At 62.6% G+C, this 25256-nt stretch carries 23 protein-coding genes, 1 tRNA gene and 1 pseudogene; 19 read left to right on the top strand and 6 right to left on the bottom strand.

Going from position 1 to position 25256, the window contains the following annotated elements; genetic code table 11:
• Positions 1 to 33: 33 nt before the first annotated feature.
• Both bcp and C501_RS0103480 read left to right on the top strand, forming a co-directional pair.
• Positions 34 to 528 carry a thioredoxin-dependent thiol peroxidase gene (gene bcp, locus C501_RS0103485; protein ID WP_018134241.1) on the top strand — a complete coding sequence of 165 codons (495 nt, stop codon included), beginning with the start codon at positions 34 to 36 and terminating at the stop codon, positions 526 to 528.
• 108 nt (positions 529 to 636) lie between these two features.
• Positions 637 to 718: transfer RNA gene (locus C501_RS0103480), tRNA-Leu, on the top strand.
• A gap of 10 nt (positions 719 to 728) precedes the next feature.
• Here the strand turns inward: C501_RS0103480 and C501_RS0103475 are convergent.
• Entirely contained in the window at positions 729 to 1598 is an 870-nt protein-coding gene (locus C501_RS0103475; RefSeq protein ID WP_018134240.1) for an SGNH/GDSL hydrolase family protein, read from the bottom strand.
• A 231-nt stretch (positions 1599 to 1829) separates the two neighbouring features.
• Between C501_RS0103475 and C501_RS0103470 the strand changes: the two genes are divergently transcribed.
• The 6 genes and pseudogenes from C501_RS0103470 (at position 1830) to C501_RS0103445 (ending at position 10958) form a co-directional block, all read left to right on the top strand.
• On the top strand, positions 1830 to 3521 hold the full coding sequence (locus C501_RS0103470; protein ID WP_245532393.1) for an ABC transporter substrate-binding protein: 1692 nt from the start codon (positions 1830 to 1832) through the stop codon (positions 3519 to 3521).
• 201 nt (positions 3522 to 3722) lie between these two features.
• Positions 3723 to 5222 carry a malate:quinone oxidoreductase gene (locus C501_RS0103465; RefSeq protein ID WP_018134238.1) on the top strand — a complete coding sequence of 500 codons (1500 nt, stop codon included), beginning with the start codon at positions 3723 to 3725 and terminating at the stop codon, positions 5220 to 5222.
• A 69-nt stretch (positions 5223 to 5291) separates the two neighbouring features.
• Complete coding sequence (locus tag C501_RS0103460) at positions 5292 to 8537, top strand: efflux RND transporter permease subunit (protein WP_018134237.1); 3246 nt, start codon at positions 5292 to 5294, stop codon at positions 8535 to 8537.
• 79 nt (positions 8538 to 8616) lie between these two features.
• Positions 8617 to 9742: pseudogene (locus C501_RS12385) on the top strand (CE1758 family FMN-dependent luciferase-like monooxygenase).
• The gene (locus tag C501_RS0103450) at positions 9739 to 10284 is read left to right on the top strand and encodes a MarR family winged helix-turn-helix transcriptional regulator (RefSeq protein ID WP_083906527.1); all 546 of its coding nucleotides are present in this window, start codon (positions 9739 to 9741) and stop codon (positions 10282 to 10284) included. The pseudogene C501_RS12385 and the gene C501_RS0103450 overlap by 4 nt, the downstream one beginning before the upstream one ends.
• Positions 10281 to 10958, top strand: coding sequence for a DUF1684 domain-containing protein (locus C501_RS0103445; protein ID WP_018134233.1), 678 nt, complete (start codon positions 10281 to 10283; stop codon positions 10956 to 10958). The genes C501_RS0103450 and C501_RS0103445 overlap by 4 nt, the downstream gene beginning before the upstream one ends.
• 2 nt (positions 10959 to 10960) lie before the next feature.
• On the opposite strand, the gene C501_RS0103440 is transcribed toward C501_RS0103445, so the two are convergent.
• Together C501_RS0103440 and C501_RS0103435 are read right to left on the bottom strand one after the other, a co-directional pair.
• Positions 10961 to 11680: an ABC transporter ATP-binding protein gene (locus C501_RS0103440; protein ID WP_018134232.1), complete on the bottom strand. Its 720-nt coding sequence runs from the start codon at positions 11678 to 11680 to the stop codon at positions 10961 to 10963.
• Positions 11681 to 11705: 25 nt separating this feature from the next.
• Positions 11706 to 12836, bottom strand: coding sequence for an ABC transporter permease (locus C501_RS0103435; RefSeq protein WP_018134231.1), 1131 nt, complete (start codon positions 12834 to 12836; stop codon positions 11706 to 11708).
• 187 nt (positions 12837 to 13023) lie between these two features.
• Between C501_RS0103435 and C501_RS0103430 the strand changes: the two genes are divergently transcribed.
• Complete coding sequence (locus tag C501_RS0103430; RefSeq protein WP_018134230.1) at positions 13024 to 14310, top strand: sensor histidine kinase; 1287 nt, start codon at positions 13024 to 13026, stop codon at positions 14308 to 14310.
• A complete protein-coding gene (locus C501_RS0103425) occupies positions 14303 to 14962 on the top strand; it encodes a response regulator (protein ID WP_018134229.1) in 660 nt (219 codons plus the stop codon). The genes C501_RS0103430 and C501_RS0103425 overlap by 8 nt, the downstream gene beginning before the upstream one ends.
• A 37-nt stretch (positions 14963 to 14999) precedes the next feature.
• Here the strand turns inward: C501_RS0103425 and C501_RS14230 are convergent, their stop codons facing one another.
• From C501_RS14230 to alr, 3 genes are all read right to left on the bottom strand, one after another.
• A complete protein-coding gene (locus C501_RS14230) occupies positions 15000 to 15146 on the bottom strand; it encodes a hypothetical protein (RefSeq protein ID WP_018134228.1) in 147 nt (48 codons plus the stop codon).
• Between the two features lie 519 nt (positions 15147 to 15665).
• Positions 15666 to 16634 (bottom strand): D-alanine--D-alanine ligase family protein, encoded by a 969-nt coding sequence (locus C501_RS0103410; protein ID WP_018134226.1) that lies wholly within the window; start codon positions 16632 to 16634, stop codon positions 15666 to 15668.
• Positions 16631 to 17782: an alanine racemase gene (gene alr / locus C501_RS12380; protein ID WP_051064455.1), complete on the bottom strand. Its 1152-nt coding sequence runs from the start codon at positions 17780 to 17782 to the stop codon at positions 16631 to 16633. Before alr ends, C501_RS0103410 begins: the two co-directional genes overlap by 4 nt.
• Before the next feature lie 87 nt (positions 17783 to 17869).
• On the opposite strand from alr, the gene C501_RS14705 reads away from it, so the two are divergent.
• The 9 genes from C501_RS14705 to C501_RS14550 form a co-directional block, all read left to right on the top strand.
• Positions 17870 to 18268, top strand: coding sequence for a glycosyltransferase (locus C501_RS14705; RefSeq protein WP_083906526.1), 399 nt, complete (start codon positions 17870 to 17872; stop codon positions 18266 to 18268).
• A gap of 229 nt (positions 18269 to 18497) precedes the next feature.
• Positions 18498 to 19880 (top strand): amino acid permease, encoded by a 1383-nt coding sequence (locus C501_RS0103400; RefSeq protein WP_018134224.1) that lies wholly within the window; start codon positions 18498 to 18500, stop codon positions 19878 to 19880.
• Positions 19881 to 19998: 118 nt separating this feature from the next.
• Positions 19999 to 21165 carry a thiamine pyrophosphate-dependent enzyme gene (locus C501_RS0103395; RefSeq protein ID WP_018134223.1) on the top strand — a complete coding sequence of 389 codons (1167 nt, stop codon included), beginning with the start codon at positions 19999 to 20001 and terminating at the stop codon, positions 21163 to 21165.
• Positions 21158 to 22183: an alpha-ketoacid dehydrogenase subunit beta gene (locus tag C501_RS0103390; protein ID WP_018134222.1), complete on the top strand. Its 1026-nt coding sequence runs from the start codon at positions 21158 to 21160 to the stop codon at positions 22181 to 22183. Before C501_RS0103395 ends, C501_RS0103390 begins: the two co-directional genes overlap by 8 nt.
• A gap of 9 nt (positions 22184 to 22192) precedes the next feature.
• Entirely contained in the window at positions 22193 to 22522 is a 330-nt protein-coding gene (locus C501_RS0103385) for a biotin/lipoyl-containing protein (RefSeq protein WP_018134221.1), read from the top strand.
• A 12-nt stretch (positions 22523 to 22534) separates the two neighbouring features.
• The gene (locus C501_RS0103380; protein ID WP_018134220.1) at positions 22535 to 23341 is read left to right on the top strand and encodes an alpha/beta fold hydrolase; all 807 of its coding nucleotides are present in this window, start codon (positions 22535 to 22537) and stop codon (positions 23339 to 23341) included.
• 173 nt (positions 23342 to 23514) lie between these two features.
• The gene (locus C501_RS0103375) at positions 23515 to 24375 is read left to right on the top strand and encodes a serine/threonine-protein kinase (RefSeq protein ID WP_018134219.1); all 861 of its coding nucleotides are present in this window, start codon (positions 23515 to 23517) and stop codon (positions 24373 to 24375) included.
• A gap of 54 nt (positions 24376 to 24429) precedes the next feature.
• Positions 24430 to 24699 carry a ribbon-helix-helix domain-containing protein gene (locus C501_RS13900; RefSeq protein WP_083906525.1) on the top strand — a complete coding sequence of 90 codons (270 nt, stop codon included), beginning with the start codon at positions 24430 to 24432 and terminating at the stop codon, positions 24697 to 24699.
• Positions 24700 to 25045: 346 nt separating this feature from the next.
• Positions 25046 to 25256: transposase (locus tag C501_RS14550; protein ID WP_026174527.1), on the top strand; the 211-nt coding region annotated here is incomplete at its 3' end.

Genomic DNA, 25256 nt, shown 5'->3' with positions numbered 1-25256 from the left:
AGGTACGCTGGGAAAAGCAAGCGAACAGGAGCCATGATGAATACCTCAACCGCTAACTTCCGGTTATCCCCAGGAGATACTGCACCTGCTTTCAGTCTCAGCGATGCCACGGGCCAGACGGTCGATTCAGTGCAATTCGCCGGGCAGCAGACCATCATCTACTTCTATCCGGCCGCGGCGACTCCAGGTTGCACCAAACAAGCCTGCGATTTCCGGGATAATCTGAACTCCCTGAAGTCTGCGGGCTATGCGGTGATAGGCATCTCCCCTGATCAGCCGGAGAAGCTGGCTCGTTTCGTCGAGGCGGAGGCGCTCAATTTCCCGCTGCTCTCTGATCCGGATCACCACGTGGCAGAGAGCTACGGGGCTTGGGGAGAGAAGAAGAACTACGGCAAGACCTACGAAGGCCTGATCCGCTCCACCTTCGTGCTCAGCCCGGAGTGGACAGTGGAACTAGCGCAATACAATGTCCGCGCCACCGGGCATGTCGCGAAGCTGCGGCGAGATTTGGGGCTGGACGACGCCTGAACGACTCTGGGGCACTAACGTCGCGGCAGTGCCAACAAAGCCCCAGAATAGCTACTGACCCTGAATAACTACTACACTGTTATGTGCTCGTCATTGCGAGCTGGGCAAGCGCGAGTGGTGAAATTGGTATACACGCCAGATTTAGGTTCTGGTGTCTTCGGACGTGCGGGTTCGAGTCCCGCCTCGCGCACTTACTTCACTCAAACAGCTACCTGCGTTTGCAGTAGTGGTTCCAACAAGGCTTCGAACTTCTTCGCTAGATATTGATGCCCGGCCACTGACGGGTGGGTTCCATCGGGCCCGATCAATTCGTCCTCGCGGCCCATGATCCAGCCTTCCTCGATCGGATCGAGGAAAAGGGCATCGAGATTCTGTGCCCCCTGTGCTATCTCGTCACGGACGGCCTGAAGTTCAGGGTCGACATCTTCTGAGTAGGAAGCCGGCCCGACGAAAACCAGTTTCACCGCTGGCGCGCGCTGCGAGACCTCCTCCGCGATCTGCTTCATCTGCTCAGGAATATCGGAAAGATCCATGCCGATGTCGTTCTCCGAGCCGTAGACCAAAACCACCGAGGCGTCGGGGCTTAGAGCGCTGCTTGCTTGCTCCCCGAAGTCCCTCCCATATTCACCCGGCACCAGATAACCTGCGCCGTTTTCGGCTGCATTTCGCAGACGCACCGGGCTGCCCTCGTCAGCTTGTTCCTGAACCAGTACATTGGGCCAGGAATCGGCGATGGAGGTCTGGAAGCCGGTGGAGATGGAGTCCCCGATCAGCACGATCAGCTGGCTCGCCTGGGGATCCCCCAGGAGGAATGGCGGCTCTGGATCCGCTGCCTCTGTATCATCCTCTGCATCGCCGTCCGCTTCATTGCCCGCTTCAGCAGCAGCTCCGTTATCAGCAGAATTACCGGCAGAGCCATTATCAGAAGCGCCGCCGGGCGAAAGCCAACCCGCTGCGGTCGAACCGTGCCCCAAGGCGCAGGCGGACAAAGTCAGCAGCATGGTCAGGAACAATGCGGCAAGACTCGCTGCCCGGATCGCAGCGGAACCGGGTGGGCTACTGATCGCCATGGCTCCACGCTAGTCCATTGAGGCAGAACCTCGAAAACATCAGTTTTTGCCTAGCGGTTCCTCAGTCGAAGCTGAGAGTAGGGCCGGGTCGCATGTCCGCGGAAGCCAAAAGCTGCCCCGCCCGTCTATACTAGATAAATCGTATTTCGTTTCTGGGCCGACCGTCGGCTCATGATCTTCTCTGTCCTCGGTGCTCTTCGAGGATGGGTATCTTGCAGGATGGAGGCCCGCGTGCGTGCTAGAACAGGCCTGTTCCGGATAGCCACCGGACTTCTGGCCTTGGGCCTCGCCGGCTGCACTACCGTGCCGAATGCCAATGACACTGGCACCAGCACGGGCACGGGAAGCAGCACTCCAGCCCCAACTGTCTTCAGCTTCGGTACCGCCGCGACTCCCAGCAGCCTGGATCCGGCTTTGGCTAGCGACGATCTGGATTCGCTCCGGATCACCAGGCAGATTTTCGAAGGTTTGGTGACCGTCGACCCCAATAACGGCAGTGCCGCACCCGCACTGGCTACCTCCTGGAAATCTCTGGAAGAGGGGGACGGGTACCAGTTTGCGCTGCGGGAAGGCGTACAGTTCCAGGATGGCACTGCCTTCGACGCCGCCGCAGTGTGCGCGAACTTCGAGCGCTGGTTCAACTATCCCGCGCAGAACGGGTCCGGGCAGAGCGGCACCACCGGGTTCCCAACGGCTTTTCAGAATGTCTTCAAGGCTTTCGCGAATGACGCCGGCAATTCCGTATATCAGGGCTGCTCCGCGCCGGATCCGATGACCGCGATGGTCTCCCTCAGTTCCCCGCTGACCGGGTTCATCGACGCCCTGACCAGCCCAGCCTTCGGCATCGCCTCCCCCGCCGCGCTGAAAGACAAGACCGCCGATGTCCTCGACCAGACCGTGGGCGGTACTGCGGTCTCGGCGTTCGGCCTGAGCCCGGTGGGCACCGGCCCCTATCAGTTCTCCAATTGGGAAGGCAGCACCGTGACCCTGGTGCAGAATCCTGGCTACTGGGGAACCGATGAGGGTGCTCCGCCGCAGATCGAGACCATCGAATTCATCGCCTACCCCAAAGCGCAGAACCGCTTGCAGGCACTGCTGCGCGGGGATATCGACGGCTACGACTCGGTGACCACCGCTAATCTGGACTCACTGGTCCGCGGCGGATTCCAGGTGCTCCAACGGGATCCCTTCTCCGTGATGTACCTGGGCATCAACCAGAGCAATCCGGTACTCGCCGATGCTGATGTCCGCCAAGCCGCAGCAATGGCCATCGACAAAGAGAGTCTGGTCAAGAACTACTTCTTCGATGGTTCGGCTAAAACTGGCCAGTTCATCCCGCCCAAGCTGAGCGGGTTCAATAACCAGGTATCAGGGCCGAGCTACAACCAGTCCGAGGCCAAGCGCCTGCTGGCTGAGTCCGGCTACCAAGGCGAGGAGCTCAAATTCTACTACCCGCTGGATGTCACCCGCCCGTACCTGCCGGTGCCGGAGAAGATCTATGCGGATATCTCTGCCCAGCTCACCGCGGTCGGGTTCAATATCAAACCCGTGCCCATTGAGTGGTCCAAAGGCTATCTCAACCAGGTAAGCCAAGGGCAGGGCAGCGATCTGTTCTTGCTGGGCACCAACGGCCTCTACGCAGACCCGGATAACTTCCTGGGGCCCCTCTTCGGTGCCCCCAATGCCTCCCTTAATTTCAAAGACCCGCAGTTGATCCGCGAGGTCAATCAGGCCAGAACCCTTCCGGCCGGCCCTGAACGCAGCGCGGCTTATCAGGAGCTCAATCGGGACCTCGCAGAATCCCTACCTGCTATCCCCATCGCCTTCCCGATTTCCGCGGTGGCGCTTTCGCCCAAGGTCTCGGACTTCCCCATCAGCCCGGTCCTCAACGAGGTCTTCACCAGCATCAAGATCCGGCCCTGACCGCCCTTCAGAAGGCTTCAGATCGTCTCGTTTAGGCCTGGAACCACGCCTCGCGATACGCTTCATGGGCGTGCTCCACGATGTTGTGGCCATGCCCGGTAGACCCGACCGGAGCATCCCCCGGCTATGAATCGATCACGGGCATTAGCTTCACATTGCAGGCGCAACTTACCCCCTATGGCATCGCATCGGAGATGAATCGTGACCTTCATTTCACAGACCAAGGAAGCTGACGTCGTACTGATCGGCGGCGGCATCATGAGCGCTACGCTCGGAGCGATGCTCCGGCAGCTGCAGCCAGATTGGTCCATTGTCCTCTTCGAACGACTCGAAGAACTCGCCCTGGAGTCCTCAGGCCCCTGGAATAACGCCGGTACCGGTCACTCCGCGCTCTGCGAGCTCAACTACAGCCCCATCGACAAAGACGGCAATGTCGCCCCGGCTAAGGCCATCCAGATCAATGAGCAGTTCCAGCTCTCCCGGCAATTCTGGGCGCATATGGTCAGCGAGGGTCTGATCGGGGCACCGGAACACTTCATCCACGCCGTTCCGCATATGTCCTTCGTGATGGGCGGGGGCCATGTGGACTACCTCAAGAAGCGTTTTGAAGCGCTCAGGAGCAGCCCGCTGTTCGCCTCCATGGAATACTCCGAGGACCGGGCCAAGATCGCGCAATGGGCTCCCCTGGTGATGTCCGGCCGGCGAGATGATGTACCAGTAGCCGCCACCAGGGCTACAGAGGGCACCGACGTCGATTTCGGCAGACTCACCAAAGAGCTGGTGAACTACCTCACGACCCATCAGGTCGAAGTGAACTACGGCACCGAGGTCACCGACCTGAAGCGGACCAGCGATAAGCGCTGGGATCTCAAGCTCAAGCACGGCGGCTCCGGCGAGAGCAGTAGCATCCGCGCGAAGTTCGTCTTCATCGGCGGCGGCGGTGGGGCCCTGCCGCTGCTGCAGCGTTCCGGGATCCCCGAGGGCAAGGGGTACGGCGGGTTCCCGGTGTCGGGGCAGTTCTTCCGATGCACCGCACCGGAGGTCAGCGAAAAGCATCACGCGAAGGTCTACGGCCAGGCGTCCGTGGGTGCTCCGCCGATGTCCGTACCGCATCTGGACACCCGTTACGTCAATGGCAAGAAGGCTCTGCTCTTCGGCCCCTATGCCGGGTTCTCCACTAACTTCCTCAAATCAGGCTCGCTCTGGGATCTGCCCGGTTCCATTCGGCCGTCGAATATCGTGCCGATGCTCGCGGCGGGCTGGCACAACCTGGGTCTGACCAAGTACCTCATCACGGAAGTCCTGAAGTCCCGTTCGGCCAAGGTCGATGCGCTGCACGAATACTTCCCGGAAGCAGACGGCTCCCAGTGGGAGCTCATCACCGCCGGCCAGCGCGTGCAGATCATCAAGAAGGACTCCCGAGCCGGTGGAGTATTGCAGTTCGGAACCGAGGTCATTACGGCCAGAAACGGTTCGATCAGTGCGCTCCTGGGAGCCTCACCGGGGGCTTCGACCGCGGTGCCGATTATGCTTGAACTCCTGGAACGGTGTTTCCCCAGGGAATTTAAGACCCAGTGGCAGGACAAGCTGGGTATGATGATTCCGACGTTCGGCAGCAAACTTCATGAAGACGCGGATCTGGCTCAGCAGACTCTGAACCAGACCGCAGAGGTGCTGAAACTGAGTTATCAGGCTCGCTAGCCAGCGAGCCCTCAGAAAATCGGCTCGGGGCCGGGGGTCCCTGCGTCCTACGCTCTTGGAGAATTGACGATGTTCCGACTCGCAGTGCTGTCCTTGGGGAACCGGGCCCTCATCGCCTTGATCACCGTTTTCGCCGCGGTCTTCGGCGTGATCGCGATGGGCTCGCTCAAACAGGAGCTCATTCCTTCCATCGAGTTCCCGCAGGTCACCGTCGTCACCTCGATGCCGGGAGACTCCCCCGAGGTGATCGATGCCCAGGTCAGCCGGCCCCTGGAGAGCGCGCTCAACGCCGTGGAGAATCTGCAGTCCTCCACGGCCACCTCGCGGAGCGGAATCTCCACGATCAACCTGACATTCGCGTACGGAACGAATCTGGACCGGGCCCGGAATCAAGTCGATCGGGCAATCGCCAATGTGCGCCGTCAGCTGCCCGATGCCGCCGAACCCCGCTCCGTGATCGGCAGTGTCAGCGATCTGCCGATCCGCTACATCGCGGTCTCCTCGGACCAATCGCTTTCCGAGCTCGGCGATCAGCTGCAGCGAGTCGCCGTCCCACAGCTCCTAAAACTTGAAGGGGTTCGGGGCGTCGAAGTGACCGGGACGAATGGTCAGCACCTGCAGATCACCCCGGATCCGGCGAAGCTCGCCGCCGCGGGGGTCGGCGTCACCGCGATCAGCGATGCGCTGAAGAACAACGGGAATCTGGTCTCCGCAGGCAGCATCACCACTGAGGACAGCTCGCTCTCCGTGCAGGTCGGTAGCCCGATCACCTCTCTGGACGCCGTACGCGACCTGCCGCTGAGCGGCTCCCGGCCCGAAGGCGCCCCGGCGACCATCGGTTCGGTGGCCGAAGTCTCCCTGCAGGATGACGCAGTCACCTCCATCACGCGCACCAATGGGCAGCCCACCCTGGCGCTTTCGATCACGAAGAAACCGGAGGCGGATACCGTCGCGGTCTCCCATGCCGTGACCGAGGCGCTGCCCGGTATCAGCGACAGCATCGTTTCCGGGGTGCAATTCACCTCTGTCTTCGATCAGGCCTCCTTCATCGAGCGGTCCATCAACGATCTCGGCACCGAGGGGCTTCTGGGACTGGGGTTCGCGGTTCTAGTGATCCTGCTGTTCCTGCTCTCGGTGCGGTCCACTCTGGTGACCGCGGTCTCCATTCCGCTGTCCCTGCTGATCACCCTGATCGGGCTCTGGGCCACTAATTATTCGCTCAATATCATGACCCTGGGCGCGCTCACGATCGCCATCGGCCGGGTGGTAGATGACTCCATCGTGGTGATCGAGAACATCAAACGGCATCAGAGCTACGGCGAGGACAAACTCACCGCGATCACTTCTGCGATCTGGGAGGTCGCCGGCGCTGTGACGGCCTCGACGCTCACCACGGTGGCCGTTTTCGCTCCTATCGCCTTTTTGGGCGAACTGGCCGGAGAGCTGTTCCGGCCCTTCGCTCTGACTGTCAGCATCGCCCTGCTCGCCTCGCTGCTGGTGTCCCTGACCATCGTTCCGGTACTCGCCTACTGGTTCCTACACTCTCCGCAGAACGGCAGCGCTCCGGCGGCTGGCGACCGGGCCCGGATACTGGCTGAAGCCGAGCGCAAAGAGCGCCAGGGCTGGTTGCAGCGCGGCTACCTCCCTGTTCTGCAGCAGACCCAGCGCCGCCCCGTGCTGACACTCAGCGTCGGTGCCGTGATCCTGATCGGAACGATCGTGGTCATTCCCCTGCTGCCGCAGAACCTGCTCGGCGACTCGGGTGAGAATTCGATGTCCATCACCCAGACGCTGCCGCCGGGCACTTCGCTCCAGGCCACCAGTGATGCTGCGGAGCAGGTCGAACAGGTGCTCCAGGACATCGACGGGATCCAGGATGTGCAGGTCACTGTCGGAAACGCTTCCGGCAGCATCGGCTCGCTGGTTTCCGCGGGTGCCTCTAGCTCGAGCTTCCAGATAGTGACCGATGAGAAGCAGAATCAGCCTCAGCTGCAAAGCCGGGTCCGCTCGGCCCTGGAGGAAATCCAGGGCGCCGGGACGCTGCAGCTGCGAGCCTCCGGTTATGGGCTGGGCACCTTGAGCACCGCGGACGTACGAGTCTGGGCCAGTAATATGGAGGATCTCCAGCAGGCCAATGACACGGTGCTTTCGGCATTGCAGGATCTCCCGGAGGCCAGGGATGTCGTGAGCAATCTGGCAGCGGCGACACCGGTGGTCCAGGTCACGATAGACCGGGCAAAAGTCGTTGCTGCGGGCCTCAACGAGCAGCAGGTCGCGGGTGCTCTCGCCGCCACGGTCAGCCCGGTTCCGGCCGGAACCGTTCGGCTCAATGCCTCCGATTACACAGTGCAGATCGGCGAGGGAACCAGATTCGATTCGGTAGCGGCCCTGGCTGCTGCCGAGATCCCGGCAGGCTCCCAATCCGTGCCGCTTTCCAGCGTAGCGACCGTTGAACAGGTCCAGGTGCCGAGCAGCATCACTTCCAGCAATGGCCAGCGCACGGCCAGGGTCTCCCTGACGCCCACCGGCGATGACCTCAGCGGTCTGAGCGCCGGGGTGGAGCGCCGGCTCGAAGGCCTCCAGCTGCCGGCCGGAGCCAGCACGGAGCTCGGCGGCGTCGCCACTCACCAGCGCACCTCCTTCAACCAGCTGGGCCTCGCGCTGCTCGCGGCGATAGCGATTGTCTACATCATCATGGTCGCGACGTTCAAGTCCCTGATCCAGCCGCTCATCCTGCTGGTCTCGATCCCCTTCGCCGCCACCGGAGCGGTGGGCCTGCTGCTGCTCACCGGGGTTCCACTCGGGCTACCCTCGCTGATCGGCATGCTGATGCTGGTGGGCATCGTGGTGACGAATGCCATCGTCCTCATCGATCTGATCAATCAGGCGCGCAGACCGCGCCCAGGGCCCGATGGGAAGCGCATGCTGCCGAGCCTGAGCGTGGCTGAAGCCATCGAGTACGGTGCCCGGCACCGGCTCCGGCCGATCCTGATGACGGCCCTGGCCACCATCTGTGCGCTCATCCCGATGGCATTGGGCATCACCGGAGGCGGAGGATTCATCTCCCAGCCGCTCGCCATCGTGGTGATCGGCGGCCTGATCTCGTCAACCGTGCTGACGCTGATCCTGGTACCGGTGCTCTACCGTCTGGTGGAAGGCGGCCGGGAGCGCCGGGCGCTGCTCAAGCAATTGCAGCAGGTTCCAGAACCGGCAGGTGCCCCTGCGGGCAGTGCGCGCAATGCCGATGATTTCGCCTCCCGGGACTGGACCACGGGAGCGGTCCCTAAAGTCCGGGGGCGCCGCTCCTCGCATTGAGTCCCTCGGCCGCAGCGCTTCAATAGATGCAAACGCATGTATTTCAGCGTATGGTGAAAGGTGACAAAAGGAGCCCAGCATGCAGATCGGCATCTTCACTGTTGGTGATGTCACTCCGGACCCTACGACCCATCGTATGCCCAGTGAGCACGAGCGGATCAAAGCGATGGTGCGCATCGCCAAGCATGCCGAGGAGATCGGCCTAGACGTCTTCGCCACCGGCGAGCACCATAATCCCCCTTTCGTCCCCAGCTCTCCGACAACCCTGCTGGGGTACATCGCAGCGCAGACCGAGCGGATCATCCTCTCCACCTCCACCACGCTAATCACCACCAATGACCCGGTGAAGATCGCAGAAGACTATGCCATGCTGCAGCATCTAGCAGATGGCCGGGTGGACTTGATCCTAGGCCGCGGGAACACCGCGCCGGTCTATCCCTGGTTCGGCAAGCATCCGGAGAACAGCCTGGAGCTGACCCTGGAGAACTACGCCCTGCTACGGCGGCTCTGGGACGAAGATGTAATCAACTGGCAGGGCAAGCACAGAACACCCCTGGAAGCTTTCACCGCAACACCTCGGCCATTGGCGGCGTTCCGCCTTTCGTCTAGCACGGGTCCATCCGCACCCGCAAATCGCCGAGATCGCCGCCTACTACGGCGATGGCTACTTCGCCAACAACATCTTCTGGCCCAAAGAGCACTATCAGCAGCTGATCGAACTGTACCGGGAACGCTTCGAGCACTACGGCCACGGCAGTGCGCAGGAAGCCATTGTCGGCGTGGGCGGTCAGTTCTTCATGTGGCCCAACTCCCAAGATGCCCTCCGGGAGATCCGGCCCTATTTCGACAACGCGCCGGTCTACGGCCACGGCCCTGCTATGGAGGACTTCATGGCGCAGACTCCGTTGACCGTCGGCAGCCCGCAGGAGGTCATCGAAAAAACCTTGACCTTCCGCGAAGCTTTCGGTGATTATCAGCGTCAGCTGTTCCTGATCGACCACGTCGGGCTGCCGCTGAGTACAGTACTCGAGCAGCTTGACCTCTTCGGCGATCAGGTGCTGCCCGCGCTCCGGGAGGAATTCGGCAGACGAACCCCCGCAACGGTGCCTCCGGCCCCCACGCACAGCTCTCGACTCGCCACGCGGCACAGCAACGAAGCCGGTCAGCAGAGCAGCAACCAGGAACAGGAAGGAGCCCGCGCATGAGCACCGGCGATCTAAACCGCAGCCAGCCTCCCGCGAGCCCCCGGGCCGTAACCGCAGCAGGACGCAAAAGACCGAGTCGGGTTAGGCTCAGCCCTGCCGAGCATCGGCGACTCAGCGTGCAAACCTGGGAATCGCTTTTCCAGTCTCAGGTGGCTGTGATGCAGCTGCTCCGGGAGAACCCGGTGTTCCGGCAGCTGAGCATGCGCGAATACGATGTGCTCTATACCCTCTCCCGCTGCCCGGATGGTTGGTTGCGCCTCCATGAACTCAATCGGCATGTCCTGCTGACCCAGCCGAGCATCTCACGGCTCGTCGAACGCCTTGAAGCCCAGGGACTGCTGCAGCGCAGAATCGCTGAAGACGATCGGCGCGGGGTACTGATCGGCCTGACTGAGGCCGGACGCCAGATGCAGCGCGAGCTCGGCCGGGAACACGTCAAGGATATCCACCGGCTGATCGGCTCCGCGCTCAGCCCCAAGGAGATGAAGCAGCTGGCCGCACTGACGCATAAGCTCAAGCTCGCCGTTCAGGACGAGTCATGATGAGCAGCCCCTTGCACAGTGATCCCCTGCTCACCGCGCAGCAGACCGCGGATTGGCGGTTAAGGGTTTTCTCGATCTATCAGCGGGTCAGGGAACTCCTCCCGGCCGATCCGGCCGCGGCGCACCAGCACTGGGTGACGGCCCGGAATGCATTATTCGCCGGACATCCTGCCTCACCGTTGTCCGACGCGGCTCAGGAGGATTTCCAGGGGCTCACGGTAGCCCCGTGCGATCCGAAGTATCGCGTCCGAGCCCAGTTCAGCGAGGCTGGGAGCGGCGAGCTGCTGGAAGTTCTCACCGGAACCGCTGGGATTGCGAACATGGAGCGGCTGGGCACACTGCACCTCCCGGAACTTGGCGAGCTGGCTCTCTGGCGGCACTGCGGTTACGGAGGCGGCCTCTTCCTGCCCTTGCGGGACGGCGGCTCAGGCCTGCCGGGTGGCAGTTACGGAGGCGGACGTTACCTGCTGGACAGCATCAAAGGGGCGGCTCTGGAAGAAATGACCCCCGGGTCCGCAGAGAGAGAATCCTGGGTACTCGACTTCAACTTCTGCTACCAGCCCTCCTGCGCCTATGATCCGGCCTGGGCCTGCCCCCTGCCCGGAGCAGCGAACCGGCTCGCAGAAACCATCCCGGCAGGGGAACTCTACGACCCCGGCCTGCTCACGACGTGATGCTACGCAGCTGAGGGCTCAGCGGCAGCCGTCACAGGAGCGGCCAGTCGCCCGTCGCGCATGGTCGCGGTAGCGTCAGTCAGGGTGACGAATTCGACGTCATGAGTGACCATCACAGTGGCCACCCCGAACTCATCCGTCACCCGGCGCAGCAGCCGCACGATGGCATCGCTGCGCTCGTGGTCCAGGGCGGCAGTCGGCTCATCGACAAGCAGCACTCGAGGATCCCCCATGAGTGCCCGGGCGATATTGACCCGCTGACGCTGGCCGCCGGACAGCTGATGCGGGCGCTTACCGGCGCTGGAGCCGAGGCCGACGATATCGAGCAGTTCCATCGCCTTGGCCCGCGCCGCTTTGACTGACTTGCCGCGCAAATGATCGCCGATCATGAGCTGCTCCGCGGCGTTGAGCGAGGCAAGCAGATTGGGCTGCTGGAAAATGATGCCGACTTTCTCGCGCCGCAATGCGGTCAGCGCTTTATCGCTGAGGCCGACCACATCGGTGCCGTCGATCAGCACCTGCCCGGCCGTGGGCCGCACGAGTGTTGCCGCTACCGCCAGAAGGCTCGACTTGCCGGATCCGGAAGGGCCTACCAGAGATAGCATCTGGCCTGCCTTTACGCTGAGATCCACGGCGTCGAGCGCCTTGACCGTCCCCTCACCGTCCGGGTATTCGAGGGTGACATCGATGAGCTCGAGCAGGGGCTGCGCAGTGATGGACATGGGATTGTTTCCTTTCTGAAGAAGTTCAGTTGCCGCCGAGCGCGATGAGCGCGTCGATCTTGGTGACCCGCCGGACAGCAAGGGCTGCACCCGCTAAGCCAAGCAGAATGATCCCCAGCACCGGCAGGAGGGTCGTCGCCGGATCGTTGAGGAAAGGGACGGCCTGCGCGGCGAAGGAGCCGCCTACGATGCCGATGACGCCGCCTACCCCGGCCCCGGCCAGAAGCACTAGGGCAGCTTGCGTGATGGCGTCGCGCAGGATGTACCGATTGGAGCCGCCGATCGCCTTGAGCACGGCGATATCGCGGGTTCGCTGAATCGTCCAGACCGTGAGGAAGGCGACGATGACCAAGGCGGAGATCCCGTAGAGGAACGTCTGCATGAGCATCAGGGAGCCATTCTCACTCGAAAAAGAAGCCAGCGCCTGGAAAGAGCCGGTGCGCGAGGCGCTGACCGTGCCGGCGGCAGCATCCGCTGCAGCGGTATCGACGGAGGCGCGATCCTGATAGGTGATGGCTGCAACAGTGCCGACCTGCCCCGGATCGGACAGATGCGAAAGCTCGACCCAGTCGGCTGAAGAGGCCCAGACGACACTGGTATGGGAATACCACTGGTCTGCTATGACAGCGCTGATGGTCAGCTCTTTGCCGCCGACGCTAACCTTATCGCCTGCGGTGAGCGCTAGTGCCTCAGCAACGCTCTCCCCGATCACGACATCGCCTGAAGCGAGCCCCGCAGGGGCCAATTCGCCCTCCGGTGCAACGCCAAAGACCGCGACGTTGGTGGTTCCGGCGCCTGAGCCATCTTGTGCCAGTGCCTGGAAACGGGTCTGGCTGATCCCCAGGGCTTCAGCACTTTGGACGCCGGGCTGCTCCTGCCAACTCGCCACCTGGTCTGCCGTGATCGTGCTCTCCGTGAAAGACGCGGTGGGCACGTCTCCGCCCGGAGCCCCGAAAGCGATGCGATCGACCGGCCGGCCGATCTCGCCGTCACGCTCTTGGGCACCCAGATCATTGATCGCGGAAGTGGACTGATCGCCTAATCCGGCCGTCAGCCCGGAGAGCATGACCAGCAGCAGGGTGATCAAGGCGACGACCCCACCCATCAGGGCGAATCTACCTTTAGCGGCACGGAGATCACGGATAGCAAGGAACATCTTCACTCTTCTTTCGGTACGGATGCGGCTCGCGGATGACACGAGCACTGATCGTGATATCCACTCTGCCGCGGGCACGCCGCCGCGCCATCGCGCAGGCGGTTGAACCCCGGAGGCCGAAAGGTTGATCCCGGGATCAACCTTTCGGTTGAGGCTGACTCCTGCCGAATCCGAGTAAGCTGATCTGATGCCTGCCGCAGAAGCTGAAAGGGGCCTGTCCACCGCCGCCATCTTGCGCGCGCTCAGAGTCGCGCTGCACGTCGGCTTCGCCCTGCTGCTCGGCGTTTCTGTGATGAGGCTGCTGGCCTCAGCCGGGGATGAGACGCGCTCCTATCTCCTCCTGGGAGTTGCTTTGCTACTGGCAGGGGCCTACCTCGCCGGGACCATTGTGGAGAAGCGCTTCGCCGCTGATAGCAATCGGCCCGATCCGCGACGCTACGGGGTGCTGTGGCTCGGGCTGATCACCGCGCTTTGGGCCGTCCTGCTGATCGGCAGCGCTGATTTTGCCTGGCTGGCCTTCCCTTTTTTCTTCCTGCACCTGCATCTGCTGCCCCGGCGGGTTGCCCTGGTGACGATCGCCGCCATGACGGCTGCGGTCATCCTGGCGCTCTGGACGGCTTCCGGGGCCTCGGAGCCATCGCTCGCGCTCATCCTCGGCCCCGTGCTCGGGGCGGCGTTTTCCGTGGTGACGGGACTCGCGTATCAAGGGCTCTACCGGGAAGCGGAGCAGCAGCGCCGAGCTGCTGACGAGCTGAGACGCACCCGTGCGAAACTTGCGGAATCCCAGCATCGTGCCGGGGTGCTCGCCGAGCGCGAGCGGTTGGCCAGGGAGATCCATGACACCCTGGCCCAGGGATTCTCCAGCATCGTGCTAATGGCCCGTGCCGCGGAGCGGTCTCTTTTGGGCGGTGACACCGGTACAGCAGCCGAGCGGCTGGCCACAGTGCAGCGGACCGCCGCAGAGAACCTGGGCGAGGCTCGAAGCTTCGTCCGAGGGCTCGCCTCCCCGCAGCTTCAGCAGGCCCCATTGGCAGAAAGCCTCAGAAAACTCTGCGCGGAGACAGAGACCAGTGCTGCGGCGCAGGGGCTCGAGCTGCGCTGCCGATTCCAACTCGATGGCGAAGCCGCTGAGCTCTCGCAAACTCATCAGATCACTTTGTTCCGGGCGGCCCAGGCAAGCCTGGCCAACATCAGCGAGCATGCCGGGGCCAGTACCGCCGTTGTCACCCTCGCATTTCTTGAAAGCGAGGTTACCCTAGATATTTACGATGACGGCCGCGGCTTCGATCTCAATCAGCTGCCTGGGCTCGAGCAGCGCAGTGACGGCAGCGGGTTCGGCATCCGGTCCCTGCAAGAGCGGGTGGCAGCGCTGCAAGGATCTTTGGATCTCGAGTCTGCCCCGGGCGAGGGCACTGTGGTCGGGATCAGCCTGCCCTTGACCGCCGCCCAGGAAGGAACCCCGCAGCATGAGTGAGATCCGCGTTCTCTTAGTGGACGACCATCCCGTGGTCAGGGCCGGTTTGCGGGCGATGCTGACCGATTTTGAGGATATCGCCGTGATCGCCGAAGCAGCTGACGGAGACGCTGCGCTCAAAGAGCTAAAACGCCTGCAGACCACCGGCACCCCGGCGGATGTGGTGCTCATGGATCTGCAGATGGGCTCCGGCATGAACGGAACCACGGCTACGGCCCAGATCAAGCTGATGGAGCAGCCGCCGCCGGTGCTGATCCTGACGACCTATGACACCGACGCGGATATTTTGGCCGCAGTTGCGGCAGGAGCCAGTGGCTACATGCTCAAGGACGCGCCGCCGGAGCAGATCCATCAAGCCGTGGTCTCCGCGGCCGCAGGCAATACCGCGCTGGCCCCTAGAGTGGCGGCGCTGCTTATGAACCGGGTCAGCAATCCATCACATAGCCTCACCTCGCGTGAGGTCCAGCTGTTGGAGCTGCTGTCCACCGGGCTCTCCAACAGGACAATGGCGAAACAGCTTTTCGTCTCCGAAGCCACGGTGAAGACCCATCTGGTGCACATCTACGCCAAGCTGGGGGTGGAGAACCGCACTGCGGCTATCGCTGCGGCAGTTCAGCGTGGGGTCATCAGAGCTCCGGGGCAGCAGAATTAATTAGCACCTTCCGCGTCGCCCCGGGCAGGGGCTCGCCTTATGCGCCATGTGCGCAGAAGGCATCAGGGCCCGTTAGCGCTTCCCGGAGCCCGGCAACCGCCCGGTGCAGCTCCTGACGCGAAGTGCTGCCGGAGATGAGATACACCGCGGTGCCGGTGATCTCGGCAACCCGTTGCCGGGTCACTGTGCCACTGGCTTCCGCAAGCGCGCCCGGCGATCAGGGAGACTGTCGCCTTGGCCCGGTTCTCCTGAGCGTGTCATGAGCGCCAAATTTGTGGTGTGCGTTTTGAGGTACAGGTAGAGGGTTTTCGCGGCTGATGCTGAACTTGCGGGCCAGGCTCGACTTCTGCGAGCGTTCATGTTTAGTGGCGTTGTCTTCGCGTCGTTAAATTACAGTCGGTCAGCTGTTGATTCCGAGGACTCTTGCGATGTGCGGGAGGAAGCGTTCGAGGAGTCGGAGCTTGCCGTGGGCGGCGAAGCAAACCGAAAAGAGTGAGAAGAGCGGCATCCTCACCGGCTAGGTGAAGCGGGCAACCAGTCCCTATTCGCTGGGGCCGGGGTACCGATTCGCTAGTCGATCCCCATGCAGGTCTTAACAACCGCGTGCCAGAACACGATGGAACAATTAATACCCGGATCGAGCCCGCCTATACGAGCCGAGGCGTAGGGCTGTTCTCTGAGGTAATCACGCCTAGCGCACCGTTCAGGGCTTGGTGATGACCGCATCGAGGAGCTCGGCGATCAATGCCGCGTAGTCGAGACCGATCGCGGCATACATTAGCGGAACCTGAGAGCACTCGGTCATGCCCGGGGCCGTGTTCACCTCGTTGAGTACAGGCCCGTGATCGGTGACGAAAAAGTCGAAACGGGCGACCCCGGCGCACCCAAGCGCCTCGTACAGTGCAACGGCGGCGGCACGGATCTTTGCTTCATTGTCGCGGTCGATCGGCGCCGGTACCGTGAATCGTGCACTGCCGTCATATTTCTCGGAGGTGCCGAACACACTTCCCGTCGCAACTCCAATTGCAAGACTGGCCCCAATACGGAACTCGCCATGTCTGTCGCGGAATACTGCGATGTCGACCTCTCGGCCGGAGACATACTCTTCGATTAGTACCGGATCCCCGAATTCCCGAGCGCGGCGCACAGCATGGTGAATGCCATCGACTTTGGTGACGACGAAAACACCGTTGCTGGATCCACCGTTGGACGGCTTCACGACGAACGGTGGCTTAAGGTCGTGCACCGCTGCATCAGAGGGTGTTTCGACCGGATAGGCATTTGCTGTCAGAATGCCGAGTGATCGTGCAATCAGTTTCGTCGCATGCTTATCCATGCCGAGTGCCCCAGCTCGCACAGGCGATCCGACGAACGGCACGCCGCAGAGGTCGAGGAACCCCGCGATTGCTCCATCCTCGCCGTGAACACCGTGCAGTGCAGGAAAGGCGGCGTCACAGCTGGTGAGTACCTTCACTGCTTGATGCGCGGGCAATGAGACCCCGGCCTCGTCGAACCATCCACCGTTCATACCGATGGTGAGCGGAACTGCGGTGTGCCCCGGGACCGCTCGGAGGGCTCGGACGATAGCGGACGCAGAAGCGAGCGAAATCGCGTGCTCGTCGTTGGCCCCACCACCAATAACAGCAATCCGGCGGCATTGTGGTTTTGTCATGCGGCTTCTCCAGTGTCTTGGTGGGATCTACAGGTTGTCGTATCGACGGACCGGCGGATGCGAGACGTGCGTGCTCCGACGCGGGTGACGATTTCATGTTCGATGGTGCGTGACCACCCAGCCCACTCGGCGACCGTCGGCTCGCCCCGTGCTCTCGGGCCGAAGATCGTAACGTGCTCGCCCGGGTTGAGAAGCATGTCGCCAGTGTCGACGACAACCATGTCCATCGAGAATCGTCCGACCAGCGGTCTGCGTCGTCCTCGTACGAGCACCTCCGCATGATCGGAAGCGACGCGCGGTAGTCCGTCGCCATAACCGATGGGCAGGAGCGCCAGGTGTGTGCGGACTGGGGCGATGAAATCGTGACCGTAGCCGACACCGGTTCCCGCAGGTACCTCATGGGCGGACACGACCGTCGATGTCAAGGTGAGCGCTGGTCGTAGATCGTCGATCGTATGCGATGGGTCAATGCCGAACAGCCCAGCGCCGATCCGATGGAAGCCGAACCCGTCTCCAACGCCCGTAAGCGTTGCCGCTGTCGCCGCTAGATGCAGATGCGAAGGATTCAGCGCACCTCGGCGCGCTGTCCGGATCGCGTTCTGGAAGACGAGGCGCTCGCGCATGTTCTGTCCGTTCGTAGGGTCATCGGCACACGACATGTGCCCCATGATCCCGACCACCCGAACCGTAAGGGCAGCCTCGTACTGCCGGGCGAGAGCACATAGATTCGCCCAATCGCGTGCCGGGCACCCATCACGCCCGGTGCCGACGTCGATGTGTAGGTGTACCCGCGCAGTCGTTCCCTCCGTGTGCGCCGCTCGCGCGACGGCGTACAGTAGCTCTCCATTCGGCACGGCGAGATCGATATTTGCTCGCAAGGCCGAGGCAAAATCGCTCTCCGGTGTGTTCAGCCAGCTCAGAATCGGAGCACTGATGCCCTGCCCGCGCAGCCGGAGCGCTTCTTCGATGCTCGTCACGCCGATCGAGTCTGCTCCCGACTGAAGTACAGAGGGAACGATGTCGCCGTGACCGAAAGCATCTGCTTTGACCACGGCCATGAGTCGTCCATGTGATAGAGCGTGGAACCGCGCTGTATTCGCTCGGATGGCGTCATCGTGAATAATGAGTTCAGAAGCCGGTGTACGCATAGTCTGCAGTTAAGCAGTCGCAGTGTTTTCTTAACGTATCGAGGTTTCGATACGTGGACAATATGCGATGTCGAATAACCTCCCGCTGTGACCAACTATTTGCTCTCCGGGGGTGGCAGCGCGGGTCACGTCAATCCGTTGTTAGCCACCGCCGATCGTATCCTCCAGCGCTCGTCCCGTGACCGTATTACGATGGTCGGAACCGCGGAGGGTCTAGAAGCGCGATTGGTTCCCGCGCGGGGACATACTCTTGAGACGATCCCGCGCGCTCCCTTTCCACGCCGTACAGGAGTCGACGCGCTTCGGTTCCCGATACGCTTCCATCACGCGGTGGGGCAGGTGCGTCGGCTTCTCACCGAGGGCGCAGCAAAGCGGTGCTCCGAAATATTAGCGACCACTGAATACTGGGTACGTGGATCAATAGGGGGAATCCGGGGCTTGCTAATTCCGCCAGCCCATTTCCCTCCCGGGGTTCCAGGCCCATGAGCTTAGGGTCACCATGACATTAGGCTCGGTGAAGCGCCATGCCTGAGGAATTACTGGGCGAAGCTCATTAGACTGCTGACTAAACACACCCGCACCCCTGTGGCTTACATCACGCTCTGTTATGGTTGGGCGTTATCCGGCTGACTAGCGGCTTCAGTCCTTTATTATTTTTATGCGCCTCCGTCAAGGAGGTTGATGGGGCGTAGACCTCGCACGCAGAAAGCGAATCATGAAGCAGACCGCAGCAGCCCCGCCACACCCATCAGAACTACGCCGAGGCCTCAAGCCCCGCCAGCTCATCATGATGGCCCTCGGCTCATCGATCGGCACGGGTTTGTTCATCGGCTCCGGCCAGGCCATCGGCGCAGCAGGCCCCGCCGTCCTGATCTCCTTCCTGATCGCCGGCACCATCGTCATCCTGGTGATGCGGATGCTCGGCGAAATGGCCACGGCGCACCCGAACAGCGGAGCTTTCTCCTACTACGCGGAAAAGGCGATGGGCAGGGTCGCTGGAGCCACCGTCGGTTGGCTGTGGTGGCTGCAGGTGGTGGTCGTCATCGCCGCCGAGGCGACTGCGGCGGCGCAAATCATCAGCGCCTTGTGGCCGGCCCTTCCGCAATGGCTGCTGGCACTGGTGTTCATGCTCCTGTTCACCGTCATCAACCTGCTGGGCGTGCGGCAGTTCGGCGAAATGGAGTTCTGGTTCGCCATCCTCAAGGTCGGCATCATCGTGATCTTCCTGGTGATCGGAACCCTGCTGATCACCGGCGTACTGCCCAGCAGCTCGGGGCCGGGCTTCAGCAATCTCTTCGACCACGGCGGCTTCCTGCCCACCGGCTGGGCGGGTGTCGCCGCCGGGCTGCTGATCGTCATGTTCGCCTTCGGCGGCACCGAGCTCGTCGTCATCGCGGCAGCCGAAACCGAGAATGCGGAGCGCAATGTCGGCAAAGCCATCCGCTCAGTGCTCTGGCGGATCATGGTCTTCTACCTGGGCTCGGCCCTGGTCATGGTCACGGTGCTCGTCTGGAACTGCCCCGAAGCGGCCAATCCCTTCGCCTCCGTGCTGGCCGAAGCGAACATCCCCTATGCTCGGGAAGTCACCACTCTGGCCATCGCCGTTGCGGTGCTCTCCGCCTTGAACGCCAATCTATACGGCGCGTCCCGGATGATCTTCTCCTTGAGCGAACGCGGCATGGCACCCAAGCTGCTCAGCCGGATCACGGGCCGCCAGGTTCCCCGCTATGCGGTTCTGGCCTCCGTATCCTTCGGCTTCATCGCCGTTCTGCTGAACTACCTGGACCCCGAGAATATCTTGCGCATTCTGCTTCAGCTGGTCGGCTCCACAGTGCTCATCATGTGGACGGCGACCATCATCTCCCAGATCATCCTGCGCCGGCGCGCCGATGCAGCAGGGGTCAAACTAGGCCTGCCCATGTGGTTCTTCCCGTACTTCTCCTACATGGCCTTGGGCTTGATCGCTCTGGTCTTCATCCTCGGGTTCCTGGATGAGGGCGTGCGGGTCCAGCTGTTGAGCACGCTGAGCCTGGCGATAGTCGTCGCACTGGGCTCGCTGATTGTTCACAATCTGTCCACGAAACGCGCCAAGAAATAGGCAATCCCTGGCAGATTGTCTCGATCGGCAGTGATATCTTGCATGCTCATCCGAGGGTGACTAGGCTCACAGTGCTACGCGGTGATGCGTGCCGGAGATGAGACGAGCAGAGATGACGATGTCCGACGCTACTTCCAGGGATCAAACTGCATTGGCTGATCCGAAGGCTGTTCCGGTAGATCCGCCCCGTAGCGAACGGCTCAGCACCGTGGAGCCTCCCTCCGAGCCTCTCGACGCAGCACCGCCAGCCTTGGAATCCTTACCCGCCGAGCTCAGCGCTGAGCAGCGACGGGAACTCTACCGCCTCCTGGTCACCGTCCGGCATCTAGACCTTTCCGCGATCGCCTGGCAACGTCAAGGGCTGATTCCGGGGTATGCCCCTTGCCGCGGCCAGGAAGCAGCTCAGATCGGCAGCGCCTTCGCCATGCAGCCGCAACGGGACTTCGCCTTTCCGACCTACCGCGAACTCGGCGTAGCCCGGGCCTGGGGCGTCGATATGGTCGACTATATGGCCACGCATAAGGCCACCGGGCACGGCGGCCTCTACAACCCGGCGCGCAGCCGGTTCGCCCCCATCCAGGCCGTGGTGGCCGGATCAGCTCTGCACGCAGTGGGCTGGGCGCACGGGCAGCGCCTGGACCAGCCCGAACCGGGGCCCGAAGGTTATGGCGTGGCGATCAGCTACTTCGGTGACGGCGCTTCTTCGCAAGGCGACGTCCACGAGGCCATGAACTTCGCCGGGGTCTTCGGCTCCCCCGTGATCTTCTTCGTGCAGAACAACGGCTGGGCGATTTCCGTCCCCACGGAGCAGCAGGTTGCCGGGGGCTCGGTGGCCGCGCGCGGCGCAGGGTACGGCTTCCCCTCGCTGCTGATCGACGGCGATGATGTCGAAGCCGTCGTAGCGGCCACCCGTACCGCCCGGGCGCACGCGGCGAGCGGCGCGGGGCCGGTGCTGATCGAGGCCATGACTTACCGGCGGGGCCCGCATTCGACGAGCGATGACCCGGGGCGCTACCGCAGCCTTGATGAGGAGCGGCGCGAGGGCGGGGTGGATCCGGTGGACCGGTACGCGCAGAAGCTGCTCAGCGAGGGCCTCGTGGATCAGGAATTCCTGGAACAGGCTCAGCGCGACGCCGAAGCCGAGGAGAACCGAGTCCGCACCGGAGTCGCGGCGCTGGGCCCCCGGCCCGGAGCAGAGATGTTCGACTTCGTCTTCGCCGACCCACCCTCTTCCCTGACCGAGCAAGCAGCCTCCTGGCGAACGGAGCACGATGACTATGCCTGAGCTGATCACCGGCGCTGAGATCTCCCTGCAGAAAGCACTTAATCAAGCTCTGCACGACGCTTTGGCGGAAGATCCTAAGGTCCTCGTCCTGGGCGAAGACGTGGGCGCGCTGGGCGGCGTCTTCCGGGTGACCGACGGTTTGCAGGCTACTTTCGGTGCGCAACGGGTCTTCGACACGCCACTCGCGGAATCCGGCATCCTCGACATGAGCGTCGGGCTCGCGATGGCCGGCTATCACCCCGTCCCGGAGGTGCAGTTCGACGGCTTCGCCTACCCGGCGGTCAACCAGATCGTGAGCCAGATCGCTCGGATGAACTATCGCAGCCGTGGCGCTCTGCCCATGCCGATCACCTTGCGCGTGCCGAGCTTCGGTGGGCTGCGAGCCCCGGAGATGCACACGGAGAGCCTCGAAGCGCTCTTCGCGCATACTCCCGGGCTGAAAGTCGTTTCACCGGCGGACCCGCAGCAGGCCTACCATCTGCTCCGGCAGGCTGCCCGGATGCCGGACCCGGTGATGTTCCTGGAGCCCAAGCCCCGCTATTGGCAGAAAGGCGCTGTGCTGAAAGAACCAACTGAGCCGCTCTCCGGTGCGCGGATCGCGCGCGAAGGGCGGCATGTCACGCTGATCGCCTATGGCGCGATGGTGGCCCGCTGCCTCCAGGTGGCGGAACTCGCCGCGGAGGACGGAGTCGAGGTGGAAGTCATCGATGTGCGCTGGATCAAGCCGCTAGATATCGGGACTATCGCCGCATCCGTCGCGAAAACCCGGCGCGCCGTGGTGGTCCATGAAGCACCGTTGACCTCCGGCTTCGGCGCGGAGATCGCCGCGCAGCTGAGCACCGCCTGCTTCGATATGCTCCGTGCCCCGGTAGAGCGGGTCACCGGATTCGATGTGCCTTATCCTTCCGGAGACCTCGAAGACGAATACCTGCCGCATCCGGACCGGATACTCTCGGGCATTCAACGCACCCTGACCCGACGGGCCCGAACCGCAGAAACCCCGAACCGCAGCGCATAGGAGGCTGATATGGCAGAACTGTCTTTTCCCTTGCCGGATCTAGGCGAGGGCCTGATCGAGGCGACCATCCTCGAGTGGCTGGTCGCCGTGGGCGATCAGGTGGAGCGCAATACGCCCCTGGTCGAGGTGGAAACCAGCAAGTCGGCGGTAGAGCTGCCTTCCCCGCAGGCCGGTAAAGTGCTCAAGACTTATGGCGCACCGGGTGAGGTGATCTCCGTGGGCGATCCGCTGATCGTCTTCGAGGTGGCCGATGACACCGCGGTCATCGTCGGTACGGTGCCTTCGGAGCAGGCACCGCAGCGCCGGGTGCGGCTGAGTCTTGATGATCTTGACGACTGAGCGCCAGGGATCATGAGCGCAGATCTGGCCGTGCACGAGTTCGGCCTGGAGCAGCAAGAACTTACTGCGCAGCGGCCGGTTCTGCTGCTGCACGGCTTCGCGTCTTCCACCGAACTCAACTGGGTGCGGACCGGCTGGGTGAACGCGCTCACCACGGCGGGCCACCGGGTCATCGCCGTGGACCTTCCCGGCCATGGTGACTCGTCCGCACCACAGGACATCGGCAGTTACGTCCCCAGTCGGATTCGCGCCATGATCCGGCAAGCCCTGATCGACTGCGGCGTAGTGCCGCTGGATGCTTCAGCACCTGATTCTTCTGGTGTGGATGTGATCGGCTACTCCCTGGGATCGCGACTCGCTTGGGAGTTCGGCGCAGCATACCCGGAACTCGTGCACCGGATGGTCCTCGGCGGGCCGTCTGCTGAGGATCCATTAGCGGCTTTCGATACCGCCGCTGCGGAGCAGCACCTCGCCGAGGGCGCTGAGATCAGTGACCCGTTGACCGCTGAGCTGCTGCAGATGGCCCGACTCGTCCCCGAAAACAACCTGAAGGCTCTGCTCACGCTCATCCGGGCGATAGCCGAAGACCCCTTCGATCCGGCGGAAAGAATCCCGCAGATGCCCTTGCTACTGGTCGCCGGAGAGCAGGACCACCTCACCAAGAGCATGCCCCGGCTGGCTGAGCTGAAAACTCAGACAGGCGGAGCTCCAGCTCAGACGCTGCTGATCCCGGGCCGGACCCATGCCAATGCCGTCACCTCCCGAGCGTTCAAAGAAGCCGCGCTGGCCTTCCTGGGCTCTTCTGCTGATCACTCCTGATCGTGAACCTGGTGCGTGAATAGGGGCGCTCAGAGTCCGGGACTCGCCGAAGCGCACAGCCTCAGCAGCACGCCCACATTTCAGACCTAGACTGGGCTCAGGAAGTCCCCGGGATTCCTGAGTCACTTCACTACCTGCTGTGTTCACTTCCCACTCATCCTTGAGGAACGCACATGGACGTCTTGCCGGTCTCGGCTGCCCGCATGCCGCCTGCAGCGCCTGCTACCAGGCCCGCAGGCGCGATAAGCACGCTCAATGAGCGCTACCAGCTGGGCGAAAAACTCGGTATGGGTGCCTACGCCACGGTTTTCCGCGCCCAGGATCTGGCGTGGGGCAGAGCCGCCGCGATCAAGCTTTTCGCACCAGGAACTCGCAGGGCGGATGCCGAATTCCACGTGTTGTGCCGGGTCCAGCACCCTTTTCTGGTCTCCTTGTACGACTACGGGCGCTGGGATGCTGGAATCGACGGCTGCCGGCCGGCGCTGGTCATGGAACTCGTCACCCACGGGGATCTGAGGGATCGCCTGGGCGTTTCCGGCGGAGCGCTCTCCCCCACGGCCACCGCGCAGCTGGGCTGGGCCGTGAGCAGCGCTTTGGCGGCCTTGCATGAAAACGGGATCGTGCACCGGGATGTGAAGCCTGCGAATATCCTGCTCACCTCTTCCGGGTTGCCGAAGCTCTGCGATTTCGGGGTATCGCGCCTGCAGGACAGCGGGCTCGTGACCGCCCCGGGCGCTACGATCGGCACTGCGAGCTACCTCAGCCCTGAGCAGGCCACCGGTGATCCGGTGGGGCCCAGTGCTGATATCTATTCGCTCGGCCTGGTGCTGCTGGAATGCCTCACCGGGGTCCGAGCCTTCCCCGGCCCGGCTCTTGAAGCCGCCGTGGCACGTCTGCTGAAAGACCCGCAGATCCCGGACTCGCTCAGCCCCGCCTGGCGACAGCTGCTCGCAGCGATGACGGTGCGGGACCCCGCCCAGCGACCCAATGCCGACGAATGCACCGAAGCGCTTTTCCGACTACAGCGGGTCTAGAACGAAACAAGCCGCGTCCTAGGCGCGTCTCATATTTACGTATACGATATTGATATGAGTGAGCACCTAACTCGAGGCGAATCTGTCACTGGCAAGCAGATTCAGGACTGGGCCGATGAAGCAGAAACCGGTTATGGCCTCTCGCAGACACCTAAGCCCCGTCGTGGCCGGCCCTCCCTCGGCGATGGGCCAGGCATCGTTGTACCTGTCAGGCTCGATGAAGCAACCATCGCTGCATTAACCGAAAGAGCAAAGGCGGAAGGCATCACGAACCGCTCTGAAGCCATCAGGGCAGCAGTGCGGGAGTGGGCCTACATCGCTTGAATATCCACCATTCAGCACGCAAGCACTACCCAGCGACCGCCTCAATGACACCGCCATACCGTACGCAGTAAAGCACGTCCTATCGTCTTGACTCGATGATGACGATGACCCGAGACGGTGGCTGCTGCCCGGAACAGACCCAGCAGGTCGCCTTCTTGAAATCTCAATCCTGACATTCGATGACGGTTATGAACTCATCATTCACACCATGAAAGCCACCCCCAATACTTAGAGCAGATCTAAGCCTAGCTTTCAGCTTGGTACCTTCTCTCTGTGCGGGGGTCTGCCCCGGGTTTGGTTGACATCTGATCTGTGAGGATTCGTCCTCGCTGGAAGGATGTATCTCTTGCCCAAGCCCTATCCGAAAGAGTTCCGTGACGATGTCGTGGCTGTGGCCCGTAAAGCCCGGGCCCCGTTATCGCAGATTGCGAGAGACTTCGGGATTTCCGAAGCCTCGTTGTTCAACTGGCTGAAGAAAGCAAACATCGAAGACGGGCGCGTGCCGGGCCTGACCGAGGACGAGCGTAAGCAGCTCCGCGAGGCGAACAAGCGGATCC

It is taken from the genome of Acaricomes phytoseiuli DSM 14247, assembly GCF_000376245.1.
Lineage (GTDB): Bacteria > Actinomycetota > Actinomycetes > Actinomycetales > Micrococcaceae > Renibacterium > Renibacterium phytoseiuli.
Note: the sequence above shows the minus strand (reverse complement) of the source record. Positions and strands in the feature narration are given on the sequence as shown.